We start from the raw sequence: 13,813 nt of genomic DNA on the forward strand, positions 1-13,813 counted from the left end.
GTGCATCTGATCTGGTAACCGGCCTGCGGCGACTTGGTGTCGGAGAAGGCTGGCGCGCTGTTGAGCGCTTTGTTCAGGGCGGCGGCACTCGGGAGGAGGTGAATGCCGCCGCTATGTTACAGATACCCCAGGGAGGAGGATTGGTGCATCTGATCTGGTAACCGGCTTATTTGCCCGAATAATTTTCCGCAGCTTCCATGGCCAGGCTCCGTATCATCGAACGGGATATGCCGAGATCAGCCAGGTCGCGATCCGTCAGCTGCGCCAATTCGCTATATGTTTGACGAAACACGCGATACCGCGCATAGCGAGCCGATGTGTCTTGGAGAAGGGACGCGGATTGCAGCAATGCGCGCTCAATCAGGCTGGCGGAACTGTATTTTGTTTCTGTGTAGTAGGCCATTTTCAGTGCCTCACTTTCTTTCGTTTTCTATCTCACGGCCTATATTTAAGAATATGCTGCAGTTGCACAATACATAGATAAACAATGCTGCTATGCAGCAATTGCATAGAGGTCGTAGCGTAATTTTGTGCGTGTTGCTATAGGGTTAAGCAGTATACACCCCTGGATTATGTTAGCGGAAACAGGCGCTTAAGAATGTAGCGCATATGAGGAGAAATTGAGCATGTCTGTAACGAAGGCCGAAATAGAGGCGGTGCTGGCGCGGGTCACGCTTCCAGATGGCAAAAGTATCCTTGCGCATGATTTGATTCGTGCTTTGACGATTGATGGGGGCGTTATCCGCTTTGTCATTGAGGCTCCAAGTCCCGAAGTGGCACGGCAAATGACCCCGTTGCGCGATGTGGCAGAAAAAGTCGTGGCCGAGCTGCCTGGGGTGGATACGGTTTCTGTTGCCCTGACGGCGCATGGGCCGGTGGAAAAAAAACCCGCGCCTCCAAGTCTGAAAATTGGCGGGCATCCCAAGCCACAGGACGGTCCGAGCAAACCCAGCGGTGTTCAACGCATTTTGGCAATTGGATCGGGCAAAGGTGGTGTCGGCAAATCAACAGTGTCGTCAAACCTTGCGGTGGCATTGGCACAGGCAGGCCGCAAAGTGGGTCTGTTGGATGCGGATATATATGGTCCAAGCCAACCACGCATGATGGGTGTCAACAAACGGCCCGCATCGCCAGACGGTAAGACGATCATTCCGCTGCACGCGCATGGCGTCACATTGATGTCGATCGGTTTCATGATGGAAGAGGGTAAAGCTGTCGTTTGGCGGGGTCCGATGTTGATGGGCGCGCTGCAACAGATGCTGGGGCAGGTGGAATGGGGTGAGCTTGATGTGTTGCTCGTCGATTTACCGCCGGGAACCGGTGATGTGCAACTGACGCTTTGCACCAAGTCCGAGTTGACAGGCGCAATCGTGGTCAGCACGCCGCAGGATGTCGCTTTGATTGACGCACGTAAGGCGCTCGATATGTTTGATACGCTCAAAACACCCGTGCTGGGATTGATCGAGAACATGTCGATGTTTGTTTGCCCTGATTGTGGTTCCGAGCATCAGATTTTCGGGCAGGGCGGTGTGGCGGCGGAAGCCGAGAAAATGGGCGTGCCTTTGCTGGGTGTGCTGCCCATCGACCTTGATACCCGTTTGGCAGGCGACGGCGGCACGCCGATCGCGGCGCAAGGTGGCGCTATGGCTGAGGCTTACGCGCGCATCGCCGATGGGTTGATCAAGGGCGGCATGGCCTAGGTCAGCGACCGGCCCTGTATAAGGTGCCCATAAAGTGTGCTGAGTACGCTGACGTAGATCAGAGCTTGAATGGCATCACTCGCGACCTGGAAGAACAGTGCAGCGGAGGGCACGGCCGTCGCCAACCCGGCGGCAAGCTGCTCTACCACCGCGCTCATGAACGCCAGCAGTATGGCAATCCAGAAGATATCTCGCGAAATGGGTCGCGTCGCCTGCCAACTCTCGCCAAAGCTCATGACCTGCCCTGTGGCCGCGGCGAGCAGGATCAAGCTGATCCGCAGCAATATCCATGAGAGCGCAACAATGAAAAGCAGGCTGATTCCCATAGTGGCATATTCTCCGATCACTGGACCCGTCGCTGCCAGCAAGGCAAAAGCGCCAAAAATGACCAGCACAGCACCTCCGAACGCGAGGGCAAAGAGAATCAGCGTGATCATCAGGGCACATTTGAAATACTGACCAAACACCGCCCTTCCGGGCCGCATCACGTGCGCTCGCCGGTCCCCTTCCAACAATGCATGCCTATGCCACAGGATCGCAAAACACATCCAGGCGAGCATCACGACAACTATCGCGCCCCCAACCAACGGGTAGCTTAAGATCAAATCTGACCCGTCCGCGCCACCGCCCGTCTCGAAGCCCATGTAAGCCAAGAAGGCGGCGACCATATAAAGTGCCGCACCCGGTGCGATTACCGTCAGTGTTCTAAGGGGCTCGGCCAGAATCAGCCGAAACGATCGGCTCAGAATGTCGATGGGGATATTCACGCGACTGTCTTCTACCATTTAACTTCAACACCGCTACCATGCCGGGGCGTGGAGAATACATCAGCAACTAAAATTTTGGTTAATTTTTACGGTTGGGATTTGATGGGACCGGTTTTGGGAATTTTGAGATAGGGCGAGATTGGCGGGTAAGACTTCAGGATTCTTCGTTTGATTCGAAGCTGATGGCGTGATCTGATAAGCGCAGCTTCGAGAACAAAGAGTGAATATCTGCGCGCCCAAATCCTTAGTCGTCTTTTTTTGGGAAATCACGGGAAAAAACTTCCGAGATTGCATCTTCTATATATTGTGGTTTGGTGATCTGGTGGCACTATTTATGCAGCGATTTGGCGATTTCCTGCCATAATACTGTGAAATCTTAACGTTTCCTATCCATACTTAGGAATTTGGTAACTAAAAACCCCTTGCCAGCCCATAGTTTCCCATTGTATCCCTATTGCATCAGATGAGAACGAGCACCGGGGCACCAAACGACCCCATGTAAACAAAAACTCTAGCAGGTTCATACAGGCACCTCGCTTTCATCAGACCAAGAGATCCGGCGCGCGAGCGAGCAGACATCCCCCCAGGTGGCGCGCGCGACTGGACTTCCCCGCAAAGCGGGACGAGGGCGGCGGGTTGATCAGTGGCAGCAGATCAACCCGCCGTTTCCATTTCAAGACAGGGGGATAGGCGTCAGTTTTGAGGTGGCGCATGAGATTGGGTAAAGGCAGTGAACCGCAGGTTCAGAGGCGAAAGCCATCACAAGGTTGATGCGAAAGGGCGGGTGTCTATCCCGGCTTCTTATCGCCGCGTGATAGAAGCGGCCGACCCAAATTGGACTTCTGGTGAAGCACCTGAACTGGTTATCGTCTACGGCGACCACCGTCGAAAATTTCTTGAATGTTACACAATGAAAGCGATCAACGAGGTCGACGACCAGATTGACGCCCTGCCGCGCGGATCGCGTGAGCGTAAGATTTTGCAGACCCTTTTTCAGGGCCAGTCTTTCCCCACATCCGTGGATGAAACCGGGCGGCTCGTTCTGCCTGTAAAGCTGCGTCAGAAGATTGATCTGAAAGGCGAGGCATTTTTCCTGGCAGCCGGTGACACTTTTCAAATCTGGAAGCCTGAGACCTATGCAGAGGAAGAGGTTGCCAAGACAGAGGCCTTCCTTGATGAGCAGGACGAAGATTTCGACCCGCTGACTTTGCTGAAAGCCAAGAAAGGGGAATAAAAGATGGCTGCTGCCGCCCCCTTGGACGCGTCGACCCCCCATGTTCCGGTTCTGCTGTCAGCCATTCTTGAGGCCGTTGATCCCGTCACAGGGATCTGGCTCGACGGCACATTCGGTGCGGGTGGCTACACGCGTGGGCTGCTCGGGGCGGGGGCGGACAAGGTTATTGCGGTGGACCGTGATCCATTGGCCTTTGAGATGGCGGCGAGTTGGTCTGGTGCCTTCGGCGACAGGCTCGTACAACAACAAGGCGTGTTTTCAAAATTGGACAGTTACGCTCATGATCTCGATGGCGTGGTCCTCGATCTGGGCGTTTCTTCAATGCAACTTGATCTCGCCGAGCGTGGGTTTTCTTTCATGCGGGACGGGCCCTTGGACATGCGCATGAGCCAGACGGGGGCTTCAGCGGCCGATGTCGTCAATGAAGCCTCTGAAGAAGCCATTGCTAATATCCTCTTTCAATTTGGCGAAGAGCGCGCCAGCCGACGTATCGCCAAGGCGATCGTGCGTGAGCGAAACCTCGAAAAGATCACCACAACGTTGCGACTCGCATCGATTATCGAAGGGTGTTTGCCGCGTGCGAAGCCGGGGCAATCTCATCCTGCGACGCGCAGTTTTCAAGCCCTGCGGATCGCAGTGAACGACGAATATGGAGAGTTGTTTCAGGGTCTAATGGCAGCGGAACGTGCGCTCAAACCAGGTGGACTTCTGGCAATTGTCACGTTTCATTCCGTCGAGGACCGTATGGTCAAACGTTTTCTGACAGCGCGCGCAGGCGCTGGCGGCAATGCCAATCGTTATGCACCGCAAATCGAGAAAGTGCCGCCCGCTTTTGTTTTATCCTCGCGCAAAGCCATTACCGCCGATCCCGAAGAAGTCGCGGTCAATGCACGCTCTCGTTCGGCCAAGCTGCGTGTAGCTCGACGCACAGACGCGCCTGCGGCGACAATTGACGCAAAAGCAATTGGCATGCCGATGGTGAAGGAGGTATTCTGATGCGGACAATTCTTTACGTATTGACGGCTTTAGGCGTGATTGGCCTGGCTTTTTGGGCATATCGTGAGAACTATGCGACCCAGGAAATATTAAGAGATACCAATGCTTTACGGCACGATATTCGCCAAACACATGAACGTCTCGCTGTGTTGCGCGCGGAATGGGCCTATTTGAATCGTCCCGACAGGCTGCGAGATCTGGCAGAGATCAACTATGATCGTTTGCGCCTGTTGGAATTGCATCCAGATCAATTTGGATATGTCGATCAGGTCGCATATCCGCCGGCGCCGATTACACCGGTCACGACGCCGGTGAATGTTTCGAGCATGGACGCTACGATCTTAGAGGAGACCCGCCCATGATCCGCACGCCACTACGCCCTTTGGCCCGTATTCTGGAGGCCCGCGAAAAAGGCGAAAATCCCGATGCCATCGAGCGTGAAAACATCCGTATCCGTCACGAACAAATGCGTGACCAGTCCCGCCAGCGTGCGGAAGGGCGTCTTTTGGTGTTGGGGTTGTTCTTCGTTGTGGCCTTTAGTGTTGTGGGGACCCGTATGGGGCTTTTGGCAATTGCTGAACCGATGGAGCCGCGGGTCGAAGCACCTGGCGCGCGCATTCACGCCAGCCGTGCGGATATTGTTGACCGTCATGGTCGCCTTCTGGCCACCAATTTTGAGACCCATGCTCTTTACGCCCAGCCACCACAAATGGTGGACCCGGATCATGCAGCCTCGAGCTTGGCTCAGATCTTCCCGGATCTGGATGCGGATAGGTTGAAGAAGGATTTCACCAACGCAAGGAAGTTCATCTGGATCAAACGCAAGATCAGTCCGGAGCAAAAACAAGCAGTGCATGAGATCGGTGAGCCCGGTTTGCTCTTTGGCGCGCGCGACATGCGGCTTTACCCCAATGGGCGCCTCGCTGCGCATGTTATGGGTGGTGCGAGTTATGGACGCGAAGGGGTTCATGCGGCGGAGGTGATTGGTGTCGCCGGCGTTGAGAAGTATTTCGATGATTACTTGCGCGATCCTGCCAACGGCAATTCTCCTCTGGCGTTGTCGCTGGACTTGACGGTCCAGGCCGCAGCGGAACGCGTGCTCTATGGTGGTATGAAATTGATGAACGCCAAGGGGGCAACCTCAATCTTGATGGATGTCCATACCGGAGAAGTGATCAGCGTCGTGTCGCTGCCCAGTTTTGACCCCAACAATCGTCCGCACGTTGCTGTGAGAGGCGATGCATCGGACAGTCCGCTCTTCAACCGATCCGTTCAAGGGGTGTATGAGCTGGGGTCAACTTTCAAGATATTCACGGTGGCGCAGGCCATGGATCTGGGGCTTGTGAACCCTTCGACCGTGATTGACACAAAGGGACCGCTGCGGTGGGGAAAACACAGTATTCGGGATTTTCGAAACTATGGCAAAACGCTGACAGTCTCCGAAATCATAGAGAAAAGCTCCAACATCGGGACGGCTAGATTGGCGCAGCAAATCGGCGTTGATCGCCAGCGGGCCTTTCTCAAGGAACTGGGGATGCTGGAGGCGACGGATTTTGAAATCGTGGAGGCGGCGACTGGCAAACCGCTCTTGCCGAAAAAATGGTCAGAGCTGAGCACAATGACGATTTCTTACGGTCACGGGCTGTCGACCTCGCCCATGCATCTGGCCGCAGGCTACGCGGCGATTGCCAATGGGGGGTTCAAGGTTCAGCCCACCATTCTCAAACAGGATGGTCCGCGTATGGGCAAAAGGGTTTTTTCAAAAAGATCCGCCGCCGAAGCGCGCAAGATGCTGCGCCGCGTTGTGACTGAAGGCACGGCCAGTTTTGGCGACGTGGAGGGATACTCAGTGGGCGGCAAGACCGGAACTGCGGACAAACCGCGGCCTCGTGGAGGGTATTATGATGACAAGGTGATCGCGACTTTTGCGTCGATTTTCCCGTCACATGATCCAAAATATGTTCTGATTGTCACGCTGGACGAACCGGTGGATACCGTTGGCGATGAGCCGCGTCGAACGGCGGGGTGGACGGCGGTGCCGGTGGCTGCGGAGATGATCCGACGGGTGGCGCCTTTGTTGGGATTGCGACCAACCGTTGAACCTGTGGAATTGACCGATATAAAGCTCACCAAGAACTAAGCCGAAAAGGCCGGTGGCATGAGCGCAAGCGTTAAATCACTTTCTTCACTGGGGCTCACGGCCAAAGCCGGTCGCAACCCCGAGATTGCGGGCCTGGCGGTCGACAGTCGCAGTGTGGCGGACGGTTTTCTTTTCGCAGCCATGCCGGGCGCCAGACAGCACGGTGGGGAATTCATCGAAACCGCCGTGCGCAGAGGGGCGGCGGCAGTTCTTACGGATGCCAAAGGCGCGGAAATCGCCGCTGACGTATTGGCGACCAGCAATTTGGCTGTCGTCGTCACGTCTGAACCCCGCGAAGCTTTGGCGCGTGCCGCGTCGCTCTGGTTTGGACGTCAACCGCCCGTGGTTGTAGCCATCACCGGTACCAATGGCAAAACATCGGTCAGCACCTTCGTGCGCCAGATCTGGACCCTATTGGGGCATCAAGCCATCAACCTTGGCACGACCGGTGTCGAAGGCGCGTGGACCGCTCCACTTATGCACACAACGCCGGAACCCATCACCTTGCATCGTGCCTTGGCGAAGGCCGCCGACCATGGCGTTACCCATGCCGCGATGGAAGCTTCAAGTCACGGGCTGGACCAACGCAGGCTCGATGGCGTGATCCTCAAGGCGGCAGGTTTCACAAATTTCACGCAAGACCATCTCGACTATCATGACAGTTTCCAGGCTTATTTCGATGCCAAGGCAGGGCTTTTTGCTCGCGTTCTGCCCGAAGACGCCAAAGCCGTGATCAACATAGAAGAAGAGCGCGGCGTCGATATGGCTGCCATCGCCAATGCGCGTGGGTGCTCAGTGGTCTCGGTAGGGCGCGACATTGGCGATTTCCACATTGGCAACATACAGGTCGATCCCACGGGTCAGACGGTACAGTTTTTACATCTCGGCAAGTCTTACGTGCGCCGGTTGAACCTTATTGGCGGATTTCAGGCGGAAAACGTGATGCTGGCAGCGGCCTTGGTCGTTGCCTGTGGTGAAAAGCCGCAGAATGTTTTTGACAGTTTCGAGAGCTTGAAGACCGTGCGGGGTCGCATGCAGCTGGCTTCAACACGCCGCAACGGCGCGACAGTTTTTGTGGACTATGCCCATACGCCGGATGCGATAGCCACTGCGCTCAAGGCGTTGCGTCCCCATGTCATGGGTCGTTTGATCGCCATTGTTGGCGCGGGAGGCGACCGCGATGCCACCAAGCGACCCTTGATGGGGCAGGCGGCGGCTGAAAACGCCGATCTGGTGATTGTCACGGATGATAATCCGCGGTCAGAGGATCCTGCGACGATACGCGCAGCTGTGTTGCTCGGAGCCCCCGAGGCACAGGAAGTGGGCGACAGAGCTGAGGCTATTTTGCGCGGGGTGGATGCTTTGGGTCCGGGAGACGCATTGCTGATCGCGGGCAAGGGGCACGAAACCGGCCAGACCGTGGGCGACGATGTTTTGCCCTTTGACGACACCGAACAAGCCAGCGTAGCGGTTGCCGCGCTCGATGGGAGGATGCCGTGAGCCTTTGGAACTCAGAGGATGCTGTTGCTGCGACAGGCGGCCAAACGGTCGACGCGTGGGTCGCAACTGGCGTCTCAATCGATACGCGTACGCTGGAGCCGGGTGATCTTTTCGTGGCATTGAAAGATCAACGTGACGGGCACGATTTTGTTGCACAAGCTCTTGAGCAGGGCGCCGCCGCCGCTCTGGTGGATCATGTGCCCGAGGGCGTTTCAGAAGGTGCGCCCTTGTTGATTGTCCGTGATGTGCTTGCCGGTCTGGAAGATCTGGGGCGCGCGGCGCGTTCCCGGATGACGGGGAAGGTGGTCGCGGTAACCGGCAGCGTGGGCAAGACCTCCACAAAGGAAATGCTGCTCGAAATGTTGAGTGCGCAGGGGCGCTGCCATGCGTCGGTGGCAAGCTACAACAATCATTGGGGCGTGCCTTTGACACTGGCCCGCATGCCGCAAGATGCGGAATTTGCTGTCATTGAAATTGGTATGAACCATCCCGGCGAAATAGCTCCTTTGGCTAAAATGGCGCGGCCACATGTGGCTCTGGTCACCACAGTTGCGGCGGCACACCTTGAGGCTTTTGATGACATATTCGGCATCGCCGTGGAGAAGGCATCGATTTTCGAAGGCGTAGAACCCGGTGGTGTTGCAGTATTGAACGCAGATTTGGAAACCTCTGCAATTTTGATGGCAAAGGCGCTCGATTGCAAATTGCGCGACATTACCTTTGGTGCAGAAGGCTATGATTTTAAGTTCGAAAGTGCAGGAATACACGATGACACCACTGTGGTGCAGGCGCTCATGGGCGACGCGCCTTTGCTTTTCAAAACAGCCTCGCCAGGACGGCATTTTGCGATGAATGCCTTGGGGGCGCTGGCCGTTGTGGCCGCGTTGCGTGCAGATATTGCTCTGGCTACAGGGGCTTTGGGACGTTGGCGACCTTACAAGGGGCGCGGTCAGCGGGAACGTATCCATCTGGATGCTGTTGACACCCGCCTGACACTCGATCTGATCGACGACAGTTATAACGCCAATCCGACCTCAATGGCCGCGGCGCTGGAGGTCCTGGCGGCAGCACCGGTACTCAACGACATTGGGCGCGTCTCGAAAGGGCGACGTATTGCCTTTCTCGGAGACATGAAGGAATTGGGTTCGGATGAGATCGCATTGCACGCGGGCCTTGCGCACTTGCCCGCATTGCAAAAGCTGGATGTGGTGCATTGCATCGGGCCGTTGATGCACGCGCTTTACGATATCTTGCCCGATGCGCAACGCGGGGTTTGGTTTGAGACCTCTCAAGAGGCGTTGCCTCACCTCAAACGCGCACTCGACAGCGGTGATGTGGTTTTGGCCAAAGGGTCTTTGAGCATGAAACTGGGTCTGATCGTTGACGCGATACGCAAAATGGGACATGCCCCGCTGGACGTGGAAGAAGGATAAGGGATGCTATACTGGCTCACGCTGCTGTCGGACGGGGGGGATTTTTTCAACCTCTTTCGCTATATCACGTTCCGCGCAGGCGGAGCGTTTCTGACGGCGCTCGTGTTCGGGTTCCTCTTTGGCAGGCCGCTGATTGCCGTACTGCGCAAAAGGCAGGGCAAGGGGCAACCCATTCGCGACGACGGCCCGGAGAGTCACTTTGTCAAGGCCGGCACACCAACCATGGGTGGTCTGTTGATCGTGGGTGCGCTGTTGACGTCGACTTTGCTTTGGGCGCGCCTCGACAACCCTTTTGTGTGGATCGTTCTTTTTGTGACCATGTCCTTTGCGGCCATCGGTTTCATGGATGACTACGCCAAAGTTTCGAAACAAACTTCTGCTGGTGTTCCGGGTCGCATTCGCTTGCTGCTGGGGTTGGTCATTGCCGCGATCGCCGCCTATTGGGCCGCGCAGTATCACCCCGAAGCCCTGCAAAACAAGCTGGCCTTGCCTGTATTCAAGGACACGCTGATCAATCTAGGCTATTTCTTTGTCCCCTTTTCTATCATCGTGATTGTCGGCTCTGCGAATGCAGTGAACCTGACAGATGGTCTGGACGGGTTGGCGATCATGCCGGTTATGATCGCGGCCGGTACACTGGGTGTGATCTCTTATGCGGTGGGCCGTGTAGATTTCACCGAGTACCTTGATGTGCACTATGTGGCTGGTACAGGTGAGATTCTGATTTTCACGGCAGGTCTTTTTGGCGGCGGTTTAGGCTTTTTATGGTACAATGCACCCCCAGCGGCGGTGTTCATGGGCGACACCGGTTCACTGGCTCTGGGCGGGGCTTTGGGCGCCATCGCCGTGTCCACCAAGCACGAAATCGTCTTGGCCATAGTGGGCGGGCTTTTCGTGGTCGAAGCGATGAGTGTCATCATTCAAGTGCTCTATTTCAAACGTACCGGCAAGCGGGTTTTCTTGATGGCGCCGATCCATCATCACTACGAGAAAAAGGGTTGGGCCGAGAGCACCATCGTTATCCGTTTCTGGATCATTTCCCTGATCCTCGCGATGATTGGACTGGCAACGCTCAAGGTTAGGTAGCGCGCGCAATGGGCCAAAAATTGGCCGGGCGGAATACAGGGTGCGGCCGAGGTTTTCAAAAGGTTTTCAACGTGCTCCGCAAAATATGTAATGCGACACATGCATTTGGTATGGGCGTGACCTGCACGCGAGCCAGAACAGCCTGTCGTAACTAGGAAAGCTATGCGTTTGGTTTAAACCGCCTTGCTGCCAGCCCACCAAGACGGCAGGGTCAGTCGAAGTTGCCAAGAGGAGAAAACCGATGATTCCTGTCAGAGGTTTGGAGGGCCGAAATATCGCCGTTCTGGGTCTGGGTCGCTCCGGCTTGAGTGCGGCGCGTGCATTGCAAGCGGGCGGTGCCACACCGATTTGCTGGGATGATATGCCGGCCGCGCGTGACAAAGCCGAGGCGGAAGGGTTCCACTGCCGCCCGTTGCAGGCGGCGCGCGACTTCGAGGAAATCGCCCGTCTGATCGTCAGCCCCGGCATTCCGCATCTTTATCCTGCTCCGAACCCGGTGGTCGCGGCGGCACTGGCCGCGGGTGTTCCGGTTGACAACGACATTGGGCTCTTTTTCCAATCCTTTGCGACGTCTGAGTGGGACAATTTCGACGTCGTACCTCGCATTATTGCAGTCACAGGATCAAACGGTAAGTCCACGACTTCGGCTCTCATCCATCACATTCTGAGCGAGGTAAAGCGACCCTGCCAATTGGCCGGTAACATTGGCCGTGGCGTGCTCGATATCGATCCCGCGGTAGATGGGGAGGTCGTTGTGCTGGAACTTTCCAGCTACCAGACGGAGCTCGCTCGCAGCTTGACGCCGGACATTGCTGTTTTTACCAACCTGTCGCCGGATCACCTTGATAGACACGCCGGTATTGGCGGGTATTTTGCAGCCAAACGCCGCCTCTTCGCCGAAGGGGGCCCAGACCGCGCGGTCGTTGGTGTGGATGAGGCCGAGGGTCGCTATTTGGCAGGACAGTTGTCAGAAGCACCCGCCGATGACCGGGTAATCCGAATTTCAGTTTCCGAAAAACTAACCGGGCCAGGGTGGCAGGTGTTTGCGCGCAAGGGGTTTCTGTCTGAATACCGTAAAGGCAAGCAAGTGGCATCGATCGACTTGCGCCAAGTGGCGGGGTTGCCGGGGGCGCATAACCATCAGAATGCATGTGCGGCCTATGCCGCTTGCCGAGCGCTGGGGTTGGCTCCCAAGGTGATTGAAGCGGCCTTCCATAGCTTTGCCGGCCTACCGCACCGCAGCCAGTTGATTGGCGAAAAAGATGGCGTGCGGTTTGTGAACGACAGCAAGGCGACCAATGTGGACGCTGCGGCCAAGGCCTTGTCGGCATTTGAACGGGTACGATGGATTTGCGGCGGCTTGGAAAAAGAGGGTGGGCTGGCCGAGCTTGGCGCGGCGCAATCTGTCATCAAGGCTTATGTGATTGGTCGCGAAGCGGCTGGTTTTGCCATGAAACTGCCGGTTGAAGCAGAAGTGTGCACCACGATGGAGAAGGCCGTGTCACAAGCCTTTGCTCAGGCCGCCCCCGGCGAAGTGATCCTGCTGGCGCCCGCTGCTGCGAGCTTTGACCAATATGACAATTTCGAAAAACGGGGTGAGGATTTTATGGCCCAAGTGCAGAAACATCTATAGCCATGCACTTTCAAGCACCTAAAATGGTCGGTCTATAAAGCAGAGGCCGCTGCCATGGCTGACGACCATGCCCATTGGAAATTGTAGCCACCCAACCAGCCGGTGACATCCACCGCTTCACCAATGAAATACAAACCTGGTACTGTCTTAGCTTCCATCGTCTTGGCCGAGAGCGCGTTGGTATCAACCCCGCCCAATGTCACCTCGGCGGTACGGTAGCCTTCGGTACCTGAAGGTGTCAGACGCCAATCTGACAGCTTTTGGCAAAGCTCCCGCAGCCTTGTATCGGATTGGTCCGCCAGATTGCCGGTCAAATCAGTTTCTTGGGCCAAAAATTCTACCAGACGGTTGGGCAGGTGGTGCGATAGTTCGGTGGTTAGATTGCGCCTACCTGAGGTGGTACGTTGTAATTGCAGTGTCTCGAGCAGATCTGCCTTCGGAACCAGATTTACGGAAATCTGCGTGCCTTCGCACCAATAAGAAGAGGCCTGCAAAACCGCTGGTCCGGACAGGCCGCGATGCGTAAAAAGTATAGCTTCGTCAAAACCTACGCCGCCTGCAGCAACACGCGCATCTGTCGCGACACCTGCCAAGCCGTCAAAGCGGTCCTTGGCAAAAGTAAATGGGACAAGAGCCGGGCGTGTTTCCGTCAAGGGTAACCCAAATTGCGAGGCCAGATCATAGGCCAATCCCGTTGCGCCCATTTTGGGAATGGATTTGCCACCCGTCGCAATAACCAGCGATTTCGCCGTAACCCGTTCATCCACATCTTCTTTGGTGCAAGCGAAGGTGAAGCCGTCGGGTGATTTTGCAAAACTGTGAGCCTTTGTTTGCAAACGTAATTCAACGTTGTTTTGCTGCATTAAACAGCGCAGCATGGCGATGATGTCTTTCGCGGAAACATCGCAAAAAAGCTGACCCAATGTTTTCTCGTGCCACGCGATGTCGTGTCGGTTTACCAGATCAATGAAGTCCCATTGGGTGTAACGCGCCAGAGCCGATTTCGCGAAATGAGGGTTGCCGGATAGAAAAGTGCCTGCATCCGTATAGAGATTGGTGAAGTTGCAACGGCCCCCGCCGGAGATGCGAATTTTCTCTCCGGGAGCACGCGCATGATCTATGATCAATGTGCGCCCATTGGTATGAGCCGCACACATCATACCGGCCGCACCGGCCCCGATAATCGCTGTATCCACTTGCATGCTTGCCAACTGGCGCGAATTACACGAAATGGCAAGTCTCAGGCTAGCGTTGTTGTTGTTTTCGCGCTACTATATGCGGATCAGACCCCGAAAAGGGGCGACAAAAGGCAGTGTAGTTATCC

At 55.9% G+C, this 13,813-nt stretch carries 12 protein-coding genes; 9 read left to right on the forward strand and 3 right to left on the reverse strand.

Features of this window, described 5'->3' with window-relative positions; genetic code table 11:
• Positions 1–166: 166 nt before the first annotated feature.
• Entirely contained in the window at positions 167–403 is a 237-nt protein-coding gene (locus AB8B75_RS04900; protein WP_405360286.1) for a DUF1127 domain-containing protein, read from the reverse strand.
• A gap of 223 nt (positions 404–626) precedes the next feature.
• On the opposite strand from AB8B75_RS04900, the gene AB8B75_RS04905 reads away from it, so the two are divergent.
• Positions 627–1,700: an Mrp/NBP35 family ATP-binding protein gene (locus AB8B75_RS04905; RefSeq protein ID WP_405360288.1), complete on the forward strand. Its 1,074-nt coding sequence runs from the start codon at positions 627–629 to the stop codon at positions 1,698–1,700.
• On the opposite strand, the gene AB8B75_RS04910 is transcribed toward AB8B75_RS04905, so the two are convergent.
• Positions 1,697–2,467, reverse strand: a complete 771-nt coding sequence (locus tag AB8B75_RS04910) for a hypothetical protein (protein ID WP_405360289.1) — start codon at positions 2,465–2,467, stop codon at positions 1,697–1,699. The genes AB8B75_RS04905 and AB8B75_RS04910 overlap by 4 nt on opposite strands.
• 730 nt (positions 2,468–3,197) lie before the next feature.
• Between AB8B75_RS04910 and mraZ the strand changes: the two genes are divergently transcribed.
• From mraZ to murD, 8 genes are all read left to right on the forward strand, one after another.
• The gene (gene mraZ / locus AB8B75_RS04915) at positions 3,198–3,701 is read left to right on the forward strand and encodes a division/cell wall cluster transcriptional repressor MraZ (protein WP_405360291.1); all 504 of its coding nucleotides are present in this window, start codon (positions 3,198–3,200) and stop codon (positions 3,699–3,701) included.
• A 3-nt stretch (positions 3,702–3,704) separates the two neighbouring features.
• Entirely contained in the window at positions 3,705–4,697 is a 993-nt protein-coding gene (gene rsmH, locus AB8B75_RS04920; protein WP_405360292.1) for a 16S rRNA (cytosine(1402)-N(4))-methyltransferase RsmH, read from the forward strand.
• Positions 4,697–5,059 carry a cell division protein FtsL gene (locus AB8B75_RS04925; RefSeq protein WP_405360293.1) on the forward strand — a complete coding sequence of 121 codons (363 nt, stop codon included), beginning with the start codon at positions 4,697–4,699 and terminating at the stop codon, positions 5,057–5,059. Before rsmH ends, AB8B75_RS04925 begins: the two co-directional genes overlap by 1 nt.
• Positions 5,056–6,837, forward strand: a complete 1,782-nt coding sequence (locus tag AB8B75_RS04930) for a peptidoglycan D,D-transpeptidase FtsI family protein (RefSeq protein ID WP_405360295.1) — start codon at positions 5,056–5,058, stop codon at positions 6,835–6,837. Before AB8B75_RS04925 ends, AB8B75_RS04930 begins: the two co-directional genes overlap by 4 nt.
• Positions 6,838–6,855: 18 nt before the next feature.
• Positions 6,856–8,337, forward strand: a complete 1,482-nt coding sequence (locus AB8B75_RS04935) for a UDP-N-acetylmuramoyl-L-alanyl-D-glutamate--2,6-diaminopimelate ligase (RefSeq protein WP_405360296.1) — start codon at positions 6,856–6,858, stop codon at positions 8,335–8,337.
• A complete protein-coding gene (gene murF, locus AB8B75_RS04940; RefSeq protein ID WP_405360298.1) occupies positions 8,334–9,770 on the forward strand; it encodes a UDP-N-acetylmuramoyl-tripeptide--D-alanyl-D-alanine ligase in 1,437 nt (478 codons plus the stop codon). The genes AB8B75_RS04935 and murF overlap by 4 nt, the downstream gene beginning before the upstream one ends.
• Before the next feature lie 3 nt (positions 9,771–9,773).
• Positions 9,774–10,856 carry a phospho-N-acetylmuramoyl-pentapeptide-transferase gene (gene mraY / locus AB8B75_RS04945; RefSeq protein ID WP_405360300.1) on the forward strand — a complete coding sequence of 361 codons (1,083 nt, stop codon included), beginning with the start codon at positions 9,774–9,776 and terminating at the stop codon, positions 10,854–10,856.
• 241 nt (positions 10,857–11,097) lie between these two features.
• Entirely contained in the window at positions 11,098–12,489 is a 1,392-nt protein-coding gene (gene murD, locus AB8B75_RS04950) for a UDP-N-acetylmuramoyl-L-alanine--D-glutamate ligase (protein ID WP_405360301.1), read from the forward strand.
• 32 nt (positions 12,490–12,521) lie between these two features.
• On the opposite strand, the gene AB8B75_RS04955 is transcribed toward murD, so the two are convergent.
• The gene (locus tag AB8B75_RS04955; RefSeq protein ID WP_405360302.1) at positions 12,522–13,691 is read right to left on the reverse strand and encodes an NAD(P)/FAD-dependent oxidoreductase; all 1,170 of its coding nucleotides are present in this window, start codon (positions 13,689–13,691) and stop codon (positions 12,522–12,524) included.
• Positions 13,692–13,813 lie beyond the last annotated feature (122 nt).

The sequence above is a fragment of the Roseobacter sp. genome, from assembly GCF_045106495.1.
Taxonomy (GTDB): domain Bacteria; phylum Pseudomonadota; class Alphaproteobacteria; order Rhodobacterales; family Rhodobacteraceae; genus Roseobacter.